This window comes from Gemmiger sp. (assembly GCF_036306485.1).
Taxonomy (GTDB): Bacteria; Bacillota; Clostridia; order Oscillospirales; family Ruminococcaceae; genus Gemmiger.
The window spans coordinates 1-17549 of sequence record NZ_JAXJZK010000052.1 but is presented as its reverse complement, the minus strand read 5'-3'; the positions used below and the strand labels follow the sequence as shown (position 1 = coordinate 17549).

The window sequence follows — 17549 nt, the reverse complement described above, 5'->3', positions numbered from 1 at the left end:
TACTTGCGCAGGCGGGGCAGATCCTTGTAATCGATGTGGTCGATGCGGTCCACGCAGAAGCTGCAAACCTTCTTGCGGCCACGATGCATCTGACGAGAAGAACGATCCATAGCCATGATCCAGTTACCTCCTTATAGGATTTTACGGTAGAATCGATTGTCAGAACGGCAGGTCACCCTCGTCCTCGATCAGCGCAAAGTCATCGTTGCTGCCAGCGGAATACGCGGGAGCAGCGGGCTGCGCGGCGGGACGGGAATACTCTGCCGGAGCAGGTGCCGCACTGCCGTAAGCGGGAGCACCTGTGCCGGACGCGGCGGGATTCTGGGACTTGGGAGCAGCAAAGTTGATGTTGTTGGCGACGATCTCAATCGCCGTGCGGTTGTTGCCGTTCTTGTCCTGATAATTGCGGCTCTGCAGACGGCCGTCAACGGCAATCATCGAACCTTTCTGGAAATACCGGCAGACAAACTCGGCGCTGCGGTCCCAGGCGACCACATCAAAGAAGTCGGCCTGATTCTGACCGTTGGGATCACGGCGTCCGCGGTCCACGGCCACACGGAAAGACGCAACGTTCTTGCCGGTGGTCGTCTGGCGAAGCTGCGGGTCCGCCACCAGGCGGCCCATAATGGCAACAACATTCAGCATGGTTTTACTCCTTCATCTCACTGCAGCAGGGCTGCAATCAGTCTTCCTCAGCAATGATGATGCTGCGAAGGACGCCTTCCGTAATCTTGTAGATACGGTCCAGCTCGGCCGGGAAAGACGGTTCGCTGGTGAACTTGATCACCGTGTACACGCCCTCGGTCTCGTCGTTGATGGGATAGGCGAGATGACGCTTGCCCCAATCATCGACAGAATCGATCGTACCGTTCGCCTCGATCAGGGACTTGAACTTGCCGATCAGAGCGGCAGAAGCCTCCTCATCCAGAGCAGAACTGGTAACCATCATGGTTTCGTACTTAGCCATTTCTGTACACCTCCTTTTGGACATTAAGGCCCACCCACGCGGGGTGGGCAAGGATGTGTGTCGGTTCTTCGACACAGCAATTTATTATATCAACAAATCAGAGATTTGTCAACACTTTTGAAATCCCACGCTCTGTGCAAACTTCAGGAAGGCGGCCTGGCCGGCGGCATCCTGCTTGAAGACACCGGCGTTCTCCAGCACATGGCTGAACACCGTGCCGATCTCGTCGCGCACCACCTGCTCGGCCTCTTCGGGCTTCAGGTTCGTGCCGTACTTGGCAATCAGGCTGTCGATCCAGTCGGCATGGACGGCCAGCGGGCTGTCGGGCTCGCGGCTGGTGTTGGCCTCGCTGCCGGACAGAATCCGCGCAATGGCGGCGCTCTGATCCTTCAGCCGGGCCGGCAGGATGGCCAGGCCCATGACCTCGATCAGGCCGATGTTTTCCTTCTTGATGTTGTGGTACTCGCGGTGCGGATGGAAGATGCCGTCGGGGTACTCCTCGCTGGTGCGGTTGTTGCGCAGCGCGAGATCCAGAATGTAGCCGTCCGTCTCATCGTAATGCAGGATGGGTGTGACGGTATTGTGCGGCGTGTCGCCGGTATGAGACAGAATTCCCACGCTGGCGTCGGAGTACTCCCGCCAGGCGTTCAGAATGTTGTTCGCGGCGTTCTGCACCTGCTGGGAGCTGCGGCCCACCAGACGGATCGTCGAGACCGGCCAGTTCAGGATGCCGGCGCGGACGTTGGGATACCGCGGGTCACGCAGCGGCACGGCCACCCCGGCCTTCTGCATCGGGAAGACATACCGGCCGCCCTGGAAATGGCTGTGGCTCAGGATGCTGCCGCCCACAATCGGCAGGTCGGCGTTGGAACCGCAGGTGTAATGGGGGAACTGGGCCACAAAGTCAAAGATCTGGGCCAGCGTGCCGCGGTCCATCTCCATCGGTTTGTGGCTGTCATGCAGGATGATGCAGTGCTCATGGAAGTAGGCATAGGGGCTGTACTGCAGATAGAACGGCTCCCCGGCCAGGTTCAGCGGCACAATGCGGTGGGTCTGGCGGGCAGGGAAGTTGATGCGGCCCGCATAGCCGATGTTTTCCTTGCACAGCATGCACTTGGGATAGCTGGACGCCGGCTGCAGGCGTTCCATCGCAATGACCTTGGGGTCCTTCTCGGGCTTGGTCAGGTTGATCGTGATTTCCAGTTCCCCGTAGGGCGTGGAAGCATTCCACTGGATGTTCTTGGCAATCTGGGCGGTGCGGATGTAGTTGCTCACCACGCACAGATCATAGAACCAGTCCGTTGCGGCCTGGGGGCCCTTCTTGGCATAGAGCTTCTTGAACTTCTTGCAGACTTCGCTCTCCCGGGGCATCAGCGCGCCCATCATCCGCGTCTCAAAATTGATGCGGTACTGCGGAACGCTGCCGTCAAACAGTCCCTTGGCGGCGGCCAGTTCCACCATCTCGTCCAGCAGGACGGCGGGGGTATCAAAGTTCTCCTTGGGGACTTTCTCCTCGCTCGGTTCGCTCAGACCCAGCAGGTCAAGCAGCGTGTTGCGGGCGACGATTTCGTCCAGGTCGCGGATCAGCTTGTGCTTGCGGCCAAACCGCAGCAGGCGCTCCACGTCCAGCGCCAGCGCAGCGTCGCGCTGTTCGGGGTTCAGCTCAGAAACATTCACGGGTTCGATGTTTTTTTTCGGCATCAGTACATCCCTCCTATAGTTACGATACCGCATTTTTTCCTCGCTTTCCATGGGACACAGTCCCATTGGTTTGCAATTTTATTGCTAAAAAAGGGGGCCGGAAACGCCGGAATCCGATACCCCGGCCCTGCCGGGCACCCCCTTGATTCCGCGCTCCCGGTCCCCGGACGGCGTGTATTATTTTTTCAGATCGCTGAACAGATCGCTGCGGTAAACGCCCGCCTGGATCAGCTTGGCAAAGCTCTCGATCACAACGGGCTTGTCCTCCTGATAGGTGACACCGAACCACTTGTCGTGGGTGGGCAGCACCTTGACCGAGACGGCGTTGTGCTCAAGCAGTTCGCCGATATAGATCGGCAGCAGGTACTCCGCCTTGAGCGGATTGCTGTCCACCGTGCAGCGGAAGAATTCCTCAAAGCCCTTGTCCAGCACCTCGACGAACTCCGGCGTCAGACCCCAGAAGTTCATCGAAACCAGACTGTCGGGGTCCACCGGACGGCCCTCGACGGCCGCACCGTCGGCGGTCTTTTCAATGCCAGAAGTCTCCACCACATCGGTCAGATATCCGTCAGCGTTCATCTGGCAGATGCCGCGGGTCACGGCGCCGTTGTCGCTCAGGGTGTTCTTGAGCACAAAGCCCGCCATGCTCAGGTTGTTCGGGTGGGCGGGATCATAGCCCTGCAGGAAGTCGTGAATCTGCACAAAGGCTTCCTTGCCGTAGTAGTCGTCGGCATTGATGACCGCAAAGGGCTCCTTCAGCAGCCCCTTGCAGGCCAGCACGGCCTGGCCGGTGCCCCAGGGCTTGGAACGGCCTTCCGGGACCTTGTAGCCGGCCGGAATGTTGTCCAGCGCCTGATAGGCATAGGCGATCTCGACGCCGAGCGAAGCGCAGATGCCCTCGATGCGGTTGCCGATCGCCTCCTTGAACGCCTCCTCGATGTCGTGGCGGATGATAAAGACGATCTTGTCAAAGCCGGCTTCGATGGCGTCGTGGATGGAATAATCCATGATGATTTCGCCGTTCGGTCCGACTGCGGCCAGCTGCTTGATGCCGCCGCCGAAGCGGGAACCAATGCCGGCCGCCATGATGACCAGAGCTGTTTTCATGATATGCCTCCTGAAACGTTGTATTTTATCCGTACATGGGCAGCGCAGGTGCTGCCGCTCAGAGACTGAACAGGGAGAGGACGGCGTTCAGATCGGGGCCGAGCAGACGGGAAGCGCCGAACGCCACCGCCAGATAGACCGCCAGATAAATCACGACCGCCACCACGCTGGTTCCGCCCGTCAGTGCCAGCGCATCGCTGCGCTGAGGCCCGGCGGGGCAGGTGTCATAGATGGCATGGATGCGCCGCTCGCTTTCCTTCTTATACCAGTAGACCGCATACAGACCGCGGATGACCATCTGCACCCAGTTGAGCATATAGCAGATGTCGGCGGCCAGGGGAATCCAGCTCAGCGGAAGCCCCACCATCCATTCTGCGCCGGAGAGCGCCATCAGATACAGGGCCGACGGAATTGCCAGGACTGCCTCCAGCAGGGCAAACAGAACGCCCTGCTTCCACATTTTGCGGTAAAAGAAGTAGATCGGTCCGAAGAAGAACGCCGAGAAGGAGACCGTGACCTTGCGGCGGGTTTCCTGCATGCGGAAGAACTGCATCAGGTAGTACAGGCTCGAAGGGCCGAGAAAACTCGCCCAGTCGGAAGCCTTGATGCCGTCAATCAGATCATCGGGTCCGAGTTCCTTGCGGTAGACCGTGGCGCGGGGACCGTCGGTCTGGGCGTTGTTCGGGGATTGCGCGGCACCGCCGCGATAGTTGGGGTTGGTGTAGACGGGACCCTCGCTGTGGGGCTGCTCGTCCCGGTAACTCACATTGTCGGGATGATCGGGAAGCGAAACGCCGCAGTGGTTGCAGTACCGGGCCCCCAGCGGGTTGTGGGTGCCGCAGTTGGGGCAGACAACGTCCTCCGGCCCGCCGGAAATCACATTGTCGGGTGTCCATTCATACCCGGCGGCGTGCTCGGCCTGGTGCAGACAAACGCCGATTTTCTGCCAGCATTCGCGGTGATACGGGGTACCGCAGTCCGGACACACAACGATGTCGTCCCCGTCCTGAAACACCTTTTCACAAACAGGGCAGTGACTGCCTTTGTAATCTGTCATTCAATTTCCTCCGAAAAAACATCCCACAGCCGGCCAACCGGCCGTCCGGGAATAATTTATCCTTATTATACACTATATGTCCATGGAAAGCAAAGAAAATTCCGTGAACAAGGCACGTTCGGGCAAAAATCAGGACAACATCGCTCCCGGCAAAAACAGAACACGGCGGGCCGTCCTTTTTGTGAAAAAACGGCCCGCCGTGCGGCGGCAAACAGTCAGGCAGAAGGAAAATTCTCCTGCCGGATCAGATCAAAACAGCATTCCAGATAGATTTTGTGCGCCACGGCCACAATGGTCGTGCGCAGCATCATCTGCTCGTCGGGGATGGCGCCACTCTCCGGCTCGGGCGCGCTGCCGCACCCGAACACATACTGGATGGACCGGATCAGTTCCCGGCTGAAATAGTCGTAGGCGGACCGGCAGGAGTAGCTTTTTTCCCGCATCAGCAGAAGCATGCGGATGTTTTCCATCGAGAGGACGCTTTTGGCAAAGCAAATAAAGATCAGATTGGCAATCTGATCCCGGTCATACTGTTTTTTGACCGGCCGCCCGATCAGCCCCGATTTGACGTAGTTGCTGATCATCGAGGTCGTGATGCTGCTGCCCGACAGCGGCGCCAGTGCCTCGTTGATATACTTGGCGGTCTGTTCCAGATACAGCCCTACGTTGGGGATCTCGGTATAGGTCGGAAGGCGATAGTCCTGCGCCATGGTGCGCAGACGTTCTTTGTTCTCTGTTTTCATGGCTTTATTGTACCGCGCCGGAATGAGACTGTCAACCGCCCATCGGATTTTTGAAAACGGTTGACAGCGAGAAGAAAAACTGCTACAATTTGCACAGCCTTTATCGGATATTGAAAAACCGATAAAGAGAATATGCAAAACCGGAGTGATCGCTGTGGAAAACAGGTTCAACTATAAAATTGTGGCGGATTCCTCCGCCGATCTTCCCGCCCTGGCGGAGGTGAACTACGCGCAGGTTCCGCTGCTGATCCGGGCAGGACAGAACGAGTATCTGGACGACGAGACGTTGGATGTCCACGCGATGGTGGAGGATCTGCGCCAGTACAAGGGCCGCAGCACGACGGCCTGCCCGGGCATCGGTGACTGGCTGGCGGCGTTCGACGGGGCGGATGCCGTGTTTGCGGTGTCCATTACCAGCGCCCTGTCGGGCGGATACAATGCGGCGGTGGCGGCAGGGGAGACCTACTGCCAGGAGCACCCCGGTGCCTGTGTTCATGTGCTGGACTCCCGTTCCACCGGCCCCGAAATGCGGCTGCTGGTGGAGAAACTCCGGGAGTATGTGCTGGCCGCGGAACCGCCCGAGCGCATCTGGCAGAAGATCCAGCGCTATGCCCGGCATACCCATCTGCTCTTTTCGCTGGAGTCGCTGACCAACCTTGCGGGCAACGGCCGGGTGCATCCGGCGGTGGCCGCGGCGGTGGGAATCCTGGGCATCCGGATTGTGGGCTGTGCGAGCGAAAAAGGGGAGCTGCATCCTCTGGCAAAATGCCGGGGCGAGAGCAAGGCCCTGGCCGAACTGCTGCGGCAGATGGAGCGGATGGGCTATCGCGGCGGCAAGGTCCGGATTGACCATTGCGAGAACGAGCCGGCCGCCCTGCTGATCCGGCATGCCCTGCTCAAACAGGGATACCACGATGTCGAGATTCACCGCTGCCGGGGTCTGTGCAGCTACTATGCCGAAAAGGGCGGAATCCTCATCGGCTTCGAGGACGGCGGTGTCTGAGGCAGGATTTTCCGCAACCACTTTACAATCCCCCCGCTTTGGTTTATACTAAATTCTGTATGAAGGTATGTCTAAACTAAACCAAGGGGTAACGATACTATGATAACCATTGACGAACTCAAATCCAGACTGGGCGGACTCAAGACGGCGGTGGACGACCTGCGCGACGCGCTCTCCATCGAAGCCAGCGAAAAGCGCCTGGCCGAGCTGGAACACCAGATGACCCTGCCCGGCTTTTACGACGATCAGGAAAAAAGCCAGAAAGTCATCGGCGAAATGGGCGAGGTCAAGAACAAGCTTGAACGGTTTTCCAAACTGACCACCCAGTACGAGGAAGCGGAAACCCTGCTGGAGATGATCGAGGAGGAAAACGACCCCTCTCTGGTCTCGGAAGGCGAGGAAGCCGTGAACGGCGTGGAGAAGGCCATCGAGGAGCTGCAGCTCATGACGATGCTCTGCGGCGAATATGACCACTCCAACGCGATTCTGACCTTCCACGCCGGTACCGGCGGCACCGAAGCCCAGGACTGGGCCGAGATGCTGTACCGGATGTACACCCGCTGGGCCGAGGCACACGGGTACAGTGTGGAGGTTCTGGATGTGCTGGACGGCGACGAGGCCGGCATCAAGAGCGCTTCCATGATGGTCAAAGGCCCCAACGCCTACGGTATGCTCAAGTCGGAGAACGGCGTCCATCGTCTGGTGCGCATCAGCCCCTTTGACGCCAATGCCCGCCGTCAGACCAGCTTTGCCAGCCTGGAAGTCATGCCCGAGCTGGACAACAACATCAAGGTGGAAATCAACCCGGCGGATATCGAGATGCAGGTCTACCGCTCGTCCGGCGCCGGCGGCCAGCACATCAACAAGACGTCCAGCGCCGTCCGTCTGATCCATAAGCCCACCGGCATTGTCACCTCCTGCCAGACCCAGCGCAGCCAGCTGCAGAACCGTGAGTACGCGATGGAAATGCTCAAGGCCAAGCTGTACCAGATCGCGCTGCAGCAGCATAAGGAAAAGATCGACGACATCAAGGGCGTCCAGAACGAGATTGCCTGGGGCCATCAGATCCGCAGCTATGTCTTTATGCCCTACACCCTGGTCAAGGATCATCGCACCAACTACGAGAGCGGCAACGTGCAGGCTGTCATGGACGGTGACCTCGACGGCTTCATCTACGCCTACCTCAAGGCCAGCTCCCGCGGGGAACTGCAGGAAGTCTGATCCGAACCTCTCATCACAATCAAAGGGCCCCGTACCCATGGACGTTGCGTCCGGGTACGGGGCCCTTTTGATTTGTCTCAGGTATCGGAATCCAGCTTGAGCACAGCGGTGAAGGCCTCGCTGGGCAGCGTGACACTGCCCAGTTTGCGCATCTTCTTCTTGCCGGCTTTCTGCTTTTCCAGCAGCTTCTTCTTGCGGGTGATGTCGCCGCCGTAGCATTTGGCCAGCACGTCCTTGCGCATCGCCTTGACGGTTTCGCGGGCAATGATTTTGCCGCCCACAGCGGCCTGGATCGGAATTTCAAACAGCGCGCGCGGAATGTTCTCCTTGAGCTTCTCGCAGATGCGGCGGCCCTTGGCATAGGCGTTGTCCGCAAAGACGATCATCGACAGCGCATCCACCGGCTCGCCGTTGAGCAGAAAATCCAGCTTGACCAGCTGGGAAGCGTGCCAGTCCTGCCACACATAGTCGTAGCTGGCATAGCCGCGGCTGCGGCTCTTGATCGCATCAAAGAAGTCATAGACGATCTCGGCCAGCGGCATCTGGTAATGCAGATCCACCCGGGTCTCGTCCAGATAGTCCATCGCAATCAGGACGCCGCGCTTCTGCTGGCACAGGTCCATCAGCGGGCCGACATAGTCGTTGGGCGTGTAGATGTGGACATCCACAAACGGCTCCTCGGCTTTGGCGATGCGCGCCGGATCGGGGTAGGCGGAGGGGTTGTCAATCACCTCGACGGTGCCGTCGGTCAGCGTCAGACGATACTGGACGCCCGGCGTCGTGGTGATCAGGTCCAGGTCGAACTCCCGCTCCAGGCGCTCGGTGATGATCTCCATGTGCAGCAGTCCGAGGAAGCCGCACCGGAAGCCGAAGCCCAGCGCCGCGCTGGTTTCCGGCTCAAAGCTCAGCGATGCGTCGTTGAGCTGCAATTTTTCGAGTGCGTCCTTCAGATCGGGGTAATCGGCGCCGTCCGCCGGATAGATGCCGCAGAAGACCATCGGCGTGACCTTGCGGAAGCCGGGCAGCGCCTCGGCGGTGGGCCGTTCGGCCAGCGTGACGGTATCGCCGACGCGGGTATCCCGCACGGTCTTGATGGAGGCGGTCAGATAACCGACCTCGCCGGCCTCCAGCTTGTCGCAGGGGGCCAGGGAAGTGGCGCCCATATGGCCGACCTCCACCAGCTGGAAGGTCGCGCCGGTGTGCATCAGCCGGATGGTGTCGCCCGGTCTGACGGTGCCCTCAAAAACGCGCACATAGACGATGACGCCCTTGTAGCTGTCATAGATGGAGTCAAAGATCAGGGCTTTGAGGGGGGCATCGGGGTCCCCCTGCGGCGCCGGAATGTCCCGGACAACCCGCTCCAGCACCGCGCGGATGTTGGTGCCCATCTTGGCACTGACCCGCGGCGCATCCATGCAGGGCAGACCGATGACATCCTCCACCTCGTGGGCCACCGCGTCTGGGTCGGCGCTCGGCAGATCAATCTTGTTCAGGATCGGCACCACTTCCAGGTTGTGGTCAATGGCCAGATAGCAGTTGGCCAGCGTCTGGGCCTCCACGCCCTGACTGGCATCCACAACCAGAATCGCGCCCTCACAGGCGGCCAGACTGCGGCTGACCTCGTAGGAAAAGTCCACATGGCCCGGCGTGTCGATCAGGTTGAATTCGTATTCGTTGCCGTCGTCGGCATGGTAGTGCATTGTGACGGCCCGCGCCTTGATCGTGATGCCGCGCTCCCGTTCCAGCTCCATGTCATCCAGGATCTGGTCCTCCATCGTGCGTTTGTCCACGCTGTCCGTCAGTTCCAGAATCCGGTCCGACAGGGTGGACTTGCCGTGGTCGATGTGGGCAATGATGCAGAAATTTCGGATGTTGTCGCGTGCCATCAGGTTTCCTCCAAATCGTTCCAAATCCGTACCGGGGCGCCGTCCTGCAGATAGACGCGCGGTACTCTGCGGTTGATGCCGCAGATCAGCTCATAGTTGATGGTTCCGGTCTTGGCGGCAATGGTGTCCGCCGTGTCGGCGCCGAGACCCTGGTTGCCGGGACCGAACACCGTCACCTCGTCCCCCATGGCGGTGCCGGGAATGTCGGTCACATCCACGAGCGTCTGATCCATACAGACGCGGCCCAGCACCGGGGCCGGCCGGCCGTGAATGGACATCACGCCGCCGCCCACGCCGCCCGAAAGCAGCCGCGGATAACCGTCGGCATACCCGACGCAGACTGTCGCCACCCGGCGGGGAACCGCGGCCGTGTAGGTCCGGCCATAGCTCACGCTCTCGCCGGGCGCCAGGTCCTTGACGTAGGACACCACGGATTTGAGCGTCATGACGGGCCGCAGCCCCTCGATGTGCACATCGCTGCTGGGGTCCAGGCCATACAGGATGATGCCGGCGCGGGTCAGGTCACACCGCCAGTCGGGATGCCGCATCTGGGCCGCCGAGTTGGCACAGTGCACGGTGGGCAGAACCAGTCCGTCCGCCCGCAGCCGGTCCACGACCTGCAGAAACAGCGTGTGCTGATGCTCGGTGTAGGCGATGTCGTCGGCCAGGTTGCTGTCCGCCACCGCAAAGTGCTGGAAGATGCCGCTGAACCGCAGCCCCGGCAGACCGGCGCACCGCTCCATCGCAGCCACGGCGGATTCTAGGTCGGTCCGGGCGCAGAACCCGATCCGCCCCATGCCGGTATCCACCTTGAAGTGACAGTCCACCGTCACACCGGCGCTCTCGGCTGCGGCGGACAGCGCCCGGGCATACTCCTCCGAAAAGACAGCCTGGGTGATCTGCCCGGCGGCCAGTGCGTCGGCGCGCTGGGGATCGGTGTAGCCCAGGATCAGGATGGGACGGTGGATGCCGTGCCGGCGCAGTCCCGTCGCCTCGGACAGACAGCTCACCGCAAATGCGGCGGCCCCGGCCTGTTCCAGCACCGGCGCCGTCACCGCGGCACCGTGCCCGTAGGCGTCCGCCTTGACCACGGCCCCCACCGGGCCGCCCACCGTCCGGCGGATCAGTGCAAAATTGCTGCGCAGCGCATCCAGGTCGATCTCCACCCAGCAATGCTTTTCAAACCGTTCATCACTCATCTGTCTCTGCCCACTCTTTCTTGCGTCCGGTGTGTACCGGTTTCCAGCCGTCAATGCCGCTCTGCTGCAAGGCGTGCAGCATCTTCTGCCGGAAGGCGGGGTCCTTCCGGCTCATCTCCCGCACAAAGATTTTGGTATCCTCCCGCGTGGTGGTGCCGTCCGCGGGGCAGCGGCTCTTGATGACCGGCAGCCCGTCCTGCCGCACCGCACTGCGGACCTCCGACTCGGTGGCCAGGATCATCGGCCGGATCATCGTCAGTCTGCGCCGGGACAGATAGGTCACCGGCGAAAAACATCCGATCCGACCGCCCTGCAGCAGGTTCATATAAAAGGTTTCCACAGCGTCGTCCAGGTGATGCCCGAGCGCCACCTTGCCGCAGCCCAGTTCCTGGGCAACGGTATGCAGCATTCCGCGCCGCAGTTTGGCACACAGGGCGCAGGGGTTGCTCTCCTTGCGGTAGTCAAAGACAACCGGACCGATGTCGGTGCGGCGGATTTCATAGGGAATATTCTCCCGGGCAAACAGCTCGGTCAGCGGGGTATAGTCGGCGGGGACGCCGCCGAACTGGGGGTCCAGCGTGACGGCGTACAGCTCAAAGGGAACGCCCAGATAGGCCCGCAGCCGTCCGAGCGCCACGGTCAGTGCCACACTGTCCTTGCCGCCCGAGACCCCCACACAGATCCGGTCCCCCGGAGAGATCATCTCATAGTCCTGTATCGCCTTGCGAAGCAGACCTTCCAACCGCTGCATACCATCCCACCTTATGAAGAATTGTCCTTTATTATAGCATACCGCCCCGCGGTTTTCCAGCATTCCCCTCGGAAAAGGCAAAATCCCCGGCCCGGAGCAGGCAAGTAAGAAAAACCGATTCGCAATTGTTTGCATATTTACAGTATTTTGTAAAAATATTACATCTTTTCTTCTCCGGGTTGTGAAAAAACTGTAAAATTTCAGGCTTTTTGCCGCTGTGAAGAACAGGCAAAAGAACATGGAAAAAGCCAAACCCCGCATTTAGAATGAAATTAACAGATTTCGGTTCCGCTGAGAATGGAATTCTGTGCGGAATTGAAAAAAATGCTGTGAGAAGGAGAGTATGCAAACACATGAAACGCAAGAATCAACCAGGCAGACGGCTGTTGGCTTCGCTTCTCTGTGCAGGGATGCTGGCCAGTATGGTCCCCACTGCGGCCCTGGCAGAAGGAACGGAACCCTCTGCTGCCGCGGACACCACTGCGGTTGAGCCTCTGACGGCGGACGGCGAAGATGAGCCGGGCCCGACGGCTGAGCCGACGGCGGAACCCTCTGCCGAGCCGACCGCGGAGCCCACGGCCGAACCGACGGCGGAACCCACCGCCGAACCGACGGCCGAGCCCACGGCGGAGCCGACCGCAGAGCCCACGGCGGAGCCGACCGCAGAGCCCACGGCGGAACCCACCGCTGTGCCGACCGCGGAACCCACCCAGACCCCCGAGGCGACTGTGACCCGCATTGCAACGTATGTGGGCCAGAAGCCCGCCAACATTGAATGGAGTGCCGATGTGACGGAGAGCACCTTCTCCACGCCGTACAGCACCGTTACCGCCAAGGCGGCGGACGGCACGCAGTACACCGTGGACGTTGTGCCGCAGAACACCGTTTACTTCATCGACAACTTCAAGAACAACCCCTCGGAAGAGGCCGATGGCGGCAGCAAGGTCGTCGGTACCACGACGCCCGTCTATGAGAGCGTCAAGGCGCTTCTGGGCGACAGCCTGAAGAACGATGCCTCCGACAAGATCTACACCGAGGGCAGCTGGGGTTTTGAGAACACCAACATCAAGACCAAGGGTGGTTCGGCAGACGCGGAAGCCTGGCTTGCCGACATGAACCTGACCGGAATCTACAACGACAATGACAAGGTGATTGCCTATCATCTGCCGCTGGATGCCGGCATCTATACGGTGACCACCGGCCACTATGAATGGTGGACTTCGTATTCCGGCCATCGTCCGATGACCCTGTCTTACCGCGTCGGCGACGGACAGGAAATTCAGACCGATTCCCTTGATCTGACGCAGAGCGGCCAGAGCGGCCGCATGACCGCGCAGAACATCATCCTGACCGAAGCGCAGGACGTGACGGTGTATGTCCGTGCCAGCAGCGAAGGCGCGGTCCTGAGCTGGCTGGGCGTGGAGCGTACCGGCGATGCGACGGACGATCCCGTGGCCTCTCTGGAAGGCAAAGCGCTGGAGGACAACGGCCTGATCACGGTCCGCACCGGCGCCACCCTGACCAATGATGCGCTGGAAGGCAAGATGATCGACGTGAACACCGGCTGGATCAGCGGCGGCGACAGTGCCTCCAGCGAGGCCGGCAAGGCCGGCGGTGCTGTCATCAACAACGCTGACAGCTTCTTCAAGCGCACGGCGTTCACCCTCTACACCGATCTTCTGATCAAGGAAGAGCATGACAACACCTCCGCGGTGCTGTTCGGAACCAGCGACACCACCTGCTTCCGTGTGATCCCGCGCACCACGCAGGGCACCGCACTGCTGAAGGTGGGGGACAAGGCCATTGAACTGAGCAAGCCGCTCGAGCTCAACACCTGGTCCGCCCTGGCCATCGTCTACGAGGAAAACGAGACGGAAGGCACGGTGGCTGTCTACGCTGACGGCGAGCAGCTCCTGGCGCCCACCGGCGTCGGCTTCAAGCTCAGCGAGATGAGCAATCTGACCGCGGGCTTCAGCATTACCTTCAAGACCGGCTTCATGCGCTGCGCCAACTATGACAACATCACCTACTATGGTCATGCCGGCACTGCGGAAGAAGTCCAGGCCGAGACCGCTTCCCGCAAGGAAGCGCTGGCCAACCGTGCCGACGGTCTGGTCCGGATCAACGGCAGCGATGTGGAAGCGGCTGCGCAGAATGTCAACGGCCTGACCTACAAAGGCCTCGGCATGCTGAACGGCAACTCCACCAGCAACCTGCTGCTGGACTACAAGGCCGAGAACCCCGACGCCTACTGGGAGATGATGGAATATCTCTTTGGCGGCGAGTACCCGCTGTTCACCTCCATCAAGATGGAGATGGGCAACGACGGCAACAACTCCACCGGCGCCGAAGCCTGCACGATGCGCTCCGCGGATGACGAGGCGGATGCCTCCCGTTCTCCCGGCTTTGTCATGGCGGGCGATGCCAAGAAGATCAACCCCGATGTCAAGGTCATCATCCTGCGCTGGTGCTACCCCGACTGGATCCGTGATACCGGATTCACCGACTGGGATTCCAACAACCAGAACGGCTGGGATGAGATGTATACCTGGTACCGTGAGACCATCTTCGACGCCTACGAAAAGTACGGCTACGTCGTGGACTACGTCAACCCGGACCGGAACGAGACCAGCAACCCCAACGGAGGCCTGATCAAGTACTTTGCCGATCGCTTTGCCTCCGAGACGGACTTCCCGGACTACTTCTCCGAGGATGCCAAGAAGGCGTACAACAACATCAAGATCGTGGCCTCCGACGAGAACAAGAGCCTGAACATTGTTCCCGAAATGCTCGCAGACCCCGAACTGTATGAAGACGTGGATGCCATCGGCTTCCATTACCGCACCAGCTCCAACGCCGACTACATCGCCATGGCGGATGAGGCGGACAAGGAAGTCTGGTACAGCGAAGGCTGCGCCACCTTCGGTTACACCGAACTGCAGGAGAACAAGACCATCGAATACGGCGCCGGCACGATCGGCGGCTACCAGAGCCCGCTGGCCCTGCTGGACAGCCTGCCCAATGCCTTCATCGGTTCCCGCCGCACGATGTACATGTTCCAGCCCGCCATTGGTTCCTTCTATGAAGGCATCCAGTACGGCCACAAGGAACTGCTCTCCGCCCGCGACCCGTGGAGCGGCTACATCCACTATGACCCGGTGCTCTACCTGCTGAGCCACCTGACCAAGTTCGCCCGCACCGGCTGGGAGAACGAGACCAACACCAACGGCATCTGGCGTGTCATCACCAATGCCACCTTCGCTTCCTTCGGCGGCAATGACAACGAGCATGCCACCGCCGGCATCGACGGCAATGCCAGCTACATGACGCTGGCTGCGCCCGACAAGAGCGATTTCTCGACGATGTTCGTCAACAACACCCGCAACCAGAAGACCTTCCTGATCCGTGCCACCGACATGAACCTCAGCACCGATACGCTGAACATCTGGACCACCGAGACGGACAGCTATCTGCAGAAGACCGGCACGGCCACTCTGGATGAGGACGGCACCTGGAGAGTGACGGTTCCCGCTTACAGCGCCGTGACTGCCACCACCCTGGACACCACTCCCGAGCGGATTCCCACCGAGGTTGACAACGGCGGCGACGGCGTGGATGACGATTACATCCTCAACGAGACCCGCACCGTTCTCGATACCGATGAAACCGGCCGCAATGCCAACACCGAGGACGATTACCTCTATGCCGATGACTTCGAGTACACCGAAGAGCCCGACATGGAGCAGTACAATTCCGAGACCAAGACCACCACGACGGTGGATTACCTGACTGCCCGCGGCAACGAACCCCGCTACATGCTGGATACCCATGCGGCATGGATCGTCGAGGACGGCCGCCTCAAGCAGGATCTGACCGAGAGCGTGGACGAATGGAACGGCGGCGAACCCGCGACCATCGTCGGCGACTTCCGCTGGATGGACTATGACGCCTCCATCGACGTGCAGATCCCCGATGCCGACGCTTCGACCTATGCCCGCATCGGCATCCGCAACCAGACCGGTATGAACTGGAACCAGAGCGGCTACACGCTGGAAATCAACGGCGCCGGCGCCTGGAAACTGTTCCGCATCGGTACCACCGTTGCCAGCGGCTCCGTTGAGGCGGACCCCGAAGGCAACTACAACCTGCGGATGATGGCTCTTGGCGACACTGTCTACGCCTTTGTGGACAATGAACTCGTCAGCACCTACCGCGACACCAGCCCGATGCTGTCCGGCCGTGTCCGCATCAGCTCCAACTGGAAGCAGGTTTACTTTGACAATCTGACCGTCAAGACCGTTTCCGGCGGCATTCCGTACGCCACCGCGATGATCGACGGTCAGGATGACGGCGTGAGCTACTCCGGCACCTGGGCCATCGACAACCCCGGTTCCGGCAGCGCGGATGACTGGTACCGCACCAACTCCATCACCAGCACCCCCGGCTCCTCCTTCACCTTCAACATTGACGGTGCCGGCTTTGCCATCCTGGGCAAGAACAATGCCGGTACCCAGCTCAAGATCTCTGTGGACGGCGCCGAAGTCGAGCAGGCTTCCACCGTCGCCACCTCCAACCGTTACGAGTCCTACATCCTCTCCGATCTGGAGAACGGCCCCCACACCATCACGGTTGAGGTTGTCTCCGGCACGCTGCGGGTGGACGGCCTCTACACGCTGGGCAGCCGTCTGGAAGCCAGCGAGACCAGCGTTGTGGAAGTCCTGACCGAGATGCCCGCCCTGGATGCGGTGATCACCGGTTCTCAGATCTCCGGCCTGCCTGAGACTGCGGAAGTCCTCCAGCAGAACGGCGAGAAGAAGAGCTATCCCATCGTCTGGGATACCACCAATCTGGATCGCTATGCCTTCTCCAACGGCACCATCTCCGGTACGCTGGAAGGCGCCACCAACGCGGCAGGCCTGCCGGTCACCGTGTCGGTCAGCATCCAGGAAGTCATTCCCAACGGTACCGTCTACATGATTGATACCGTTGATGCCGACCCGTCGGGCCGCACCGAAACCGAACCCTACAACGTCTACAAGAACGCGCTGGGTGCCCAGCTGCTCAATGCCGTCAACGACCAGTTCAAGGCGGACGACAACACCTGGGGTCTGCTGGACCGCGATGCCGGCACCAAGAGCTACACCAGCACGACCAACAAGATCGACACCGGTATCTACGGCCATGACAATGCGGCCGGCGAAACCCTGACCTATGTTCTCACTCTGCCCGCCGGCAGCTACACGCTGACCTCCGCGCACCGTGAATGGTGGGGCATGACCCGTCCGATGACCGCGGAACTCACCGATCAGGACGGCGCCGAGCTTGCTCCGATGACGACGATCAACCTCTCCGGCGGCAGTGGAGATCAGTTCAACTCGATGTCCTTCACGCTGGAAGACGAGACGGAAGTCCATTACACTCTGACTGCGACCGGCACCCAGGCTCCTGTCATCAGCTGGCTGGCGGTTGTGAATCATGACGTCAATTCTGTCAGCTGGGCCGAACTCAACAGCCTCAAGGCGCAGGCCGCGAAGCTGGACGAGACCCAGTACACGCCCGCTTCCTGGGCAGTGCTGCAGGAAGCCCTGACCGCAGCTGACGAGCTGGCCGACGATGCCGACCAGCAGGCCGTGAACGCTGCTGCCAAGGCAATCCGCGATGCGATCGATGCCCTCGAGGAAATTGTTGTGGAGCCGACTCCTGAGCCGACCGCCGAACCGACGGCCGCGCCCACTGCTGAACCCACCGCCGAGCCGACGGCTGAGCCCACCGCAGAGCCGACCGCCGAGCCGACGGCAGAGCCCACCGCAGAGCCTACCGCCAAGCCGACGGCAGAGCCCACCGCAGAGCCTACCGCCAAGCCGACGGCAGAGCCCACCGCAGAGCCTACCGCCAAGCCGACGGCAGAGCCCAC

13 protein-coding genes and 1 pseudogene are annotated in these 17549 nt (G+C 60.6%); 3 read left to right on the top strand and 11 right to left on the bottom strand.

The annotated features are described in order from the left end of the window. From U0L91_RS11600 to U0L91_RS11570, 7 genes and pseudogenes are all read right to left on the bottom strand, one after another. A pseudogene (locus U0L91_RS11600) lies at positions 1-89 on the bottom strand (30S ribosomal protein S18); the annotation flags it as partial. A gap of 70 nt (positions 90-159) precedes the next feature. Then, complete coding sequence (locus U0L91_RS11595) at positions 160-645, bottom strand: single-stranded DNA-binding protein (RefSeq protein WP_330047130.1); 486 nt, start codon at positions 643-645, stop codon at positions 160-162. 37 nt (positions 646-682) lie between these two features. Beyond that, positions 683-967, bottom strand: coding sequence for a 30S ribosomal protein S6 (gene rpsF / locus U0L91_RS11590; protein ID WP_330047128.1), 285 nt, complete (start codon positions 965-967; stop codon positions 683-685). A 108-nt stretch (positions 968-1075) separates the two neighbouring features. Next, positions 1076-2668: a UDP-glucose--hexose-1-phosphate uridylyltransferase gene (locus U0L91_RS11585; protein WP_330047127.1), complete on the bottom strand. Its 1593-nt coding sequence runs from the start codon at positions 2666-2668 to the stop codon at positions 1076-1078. Positions 2669-2845: 177 nt separating this feature from the next. Beyond that, positions 2846-3775, bottom strand: coding sequence for a nucleotidyltransferase family protein (locus tag U0L91_RS11580; protein ID WP_330047125.1), 930 nt, complete (start codon positions 3773-3775; stop codon positions 2846-2848). Between the two features lie 58 nt (positions 3776-3833). After that, on the bottom strand, positions 3834-4832 hold the full coding sequence (locus U0L91_RS11575; protein WP_330047123.1) for an RING finger protein: 999 nt from the start codon (positions 4830-4832) through the stop codon (positions 3834-3836). A 215-nt stretch (positions 4833-5047) separates the two neighbouring features. Further along, on the bottom strand, positions 5048-5575 hold the full coding sequence (locus U0L91_RS11570; protein ID WP_330047121.1) for a DUF1836 domain-containing protein: 528 nt from the start codon (positions 5573-5575) through the stop codon (positions 5048-5050). Positions 5576-5729: 154 nt separating this feature from the next. Here U0L91_RS11570 and U0L91_RS11565 point away from each other — a divergent pair, with 154 nt between their 5' ends. Both U0L91_RS11565 and prfB read left to right on the top strand, forming a co-directional pair. After that, positions 5730-6578 carry a DegV family protein gene (locus tag U0L91_RS11565; protein WP_330047119.1) on the top strand — a complete coding sequence of 283 codons (849 nt, stop codon included), beginning with the start codon at positions 5730-5732 and terminating at the stop codon, positions 6576-6578. Positions 6579-6677: 99 nt separating this feature from the next. Beyond that, positions 6678-7799: a peptide chain release factor 2 gene (prfB, locus tag U0L91_RS11560; protein ID WP_330047117.1), complete on the top strand. Its 1122-nt coding sequence runs from the start codon at positions 6678-6680 to the stop codon at positions 7797-7799. 77 nt (positions 7800-7876) lie between these two features. On the opposite strand, the gene lepA is transcribed toward prfB, so the two are convergent. The 4 genes from lepA to U0L91_RS12580 form a co-directional block, all read right to left on the bottom strand. Next, positions 7877-9685, bottom strand: coding sequence for a translation elongation factor 4 (gene lepA / locus U0L91_RS11555; protein WP_330047116.1), 1809 nt, complete (start codon positions 9683-9685; stop codon positions 7877-7879). After that, the gene (gene alr, locus U0L91_RS11550; protein WP_330047114.1) at positions 9685-10884 is read right to left on the bottom strand and encodes an alanine racemase; all 1200 of its coding nucleotides are present in this window, start codon (positions 10882-10884) and stop codon (positions 9685-9687) included. Before alr ends, lepA begins: the two co-directional genes overlap by 1 nt. Beyond that, entirely contained in the window at positions 10877-11635 is a 759-nt protein-coding gene (locus tag U0L91_RS11545) for a tRNA 2-thiocytidine biosynthesis TtcA family protein (RefSeq protein ID WP_330047112.1), read from the bottom strand. The genes alr and U0L91_RS11545 overlap by 8 nt, the downstream gene beginning before the upstream one ends. Before the next feature lie 367 nt (positions 11636-12002). Continuing rightward, on the bottom strand, positions 12003-12374 hold the full coding sequence (locus U0L91_RS12580; RefSeq protein ID WP_481804531.1) for a glycine zipper domain-containing protein: 372 nt from the start codon (positions 12372-12374) through the stop codon (positions 12003-12005). 373 nt (positions 12375-12747) lie between these two features. Here U0L91_RS12580 and U0L91_RS11540 point away from each other — a divergent pair. Next, the coding region (locus U0L91_RS11540) for a hypothetical protein (RefSeq protein WP_481804532.1) at positions 12748-17549 on the top strand (4802 nt) is incomplete at its 3' end.

Bases quoted from the DNA above. Each gene is read 5' to 3' on its own strand.
- U0L91_RS12580 (WP_481804531.1), bottom strand. From the start codon at position 12,374: ATGCGGGTCACAGTCGCCTCGGGGGTCTGGGTGGGTTCCGCGGTCGGC.
- U0L91_RS11545 (WP_330047112.1), bottom strand. From the start codon at position 11,635: ATGCAGCGGTTGGAAGGTCTGCTTCGCAAGGCGATACAGGACTATGAG.
- prfB (WP_330047117.1), top strand. From the start codon at position 6,678: ATGATAACCATTGACGAACTCAAATCCAGACTGGGCGGACTCAAGACG.
- rpsF (WP_330047128.1), bottom strand. From the start codon at position 967: ATGGCTAAGTACGAAACCATGATGGTTACCAGTTCTGCTCTGGATGAG.
- U0L91_RS11585 (WP_330047127.1), bottom strand. From the start codon at position 2,668: ATGCCGAAAAAAAACATCGAACCCGTGAATGTTTCTGAGCTGAACCCC.
- lepA (WP_330047116.1), bottom strand. From the start codon at position 9,685: ATGGCACGCGACAACATCCGAAATTTCTGCATCATTGCCCACATCGAC.
- U0L91_RS11595 (WP_330047130.1), bottom strand. From the start codon at position 645: ATGCTGAATGTTGTTGCCATTATGGGCCGCCTGGTGGCGGACCCGCAG.
- U0L91_RS11580 (WP_330047125.1), bottom strand. From the start codon at position 3,775: ATGAAAACAGCTCTGGTCATCATGGCGGCCGGCATTGGTTCCCGCTTC.
- U0L91_RS11575 (WP_330047123.1), bottom strand. From the start codon at position 4,832: ATGACAGATTACAAAGGCAGTCACTGCCCTGTTTGTGAAAAGGTGTTT.
- alr (WP_330047114.1), bottom strand. From the start codon at position 10,884: ATGAGTGATGAACGGTTTGAAAAGCATTGCTGGGTGGAGATCGACCTG.
- U0L91_RS11570 (WP_330047121.1), bottom strand. From the start codon at position 5,575: ATGAAAACAGAGAACAAAGAACGTCTGCGCACCATGGCGCAGGACTAT.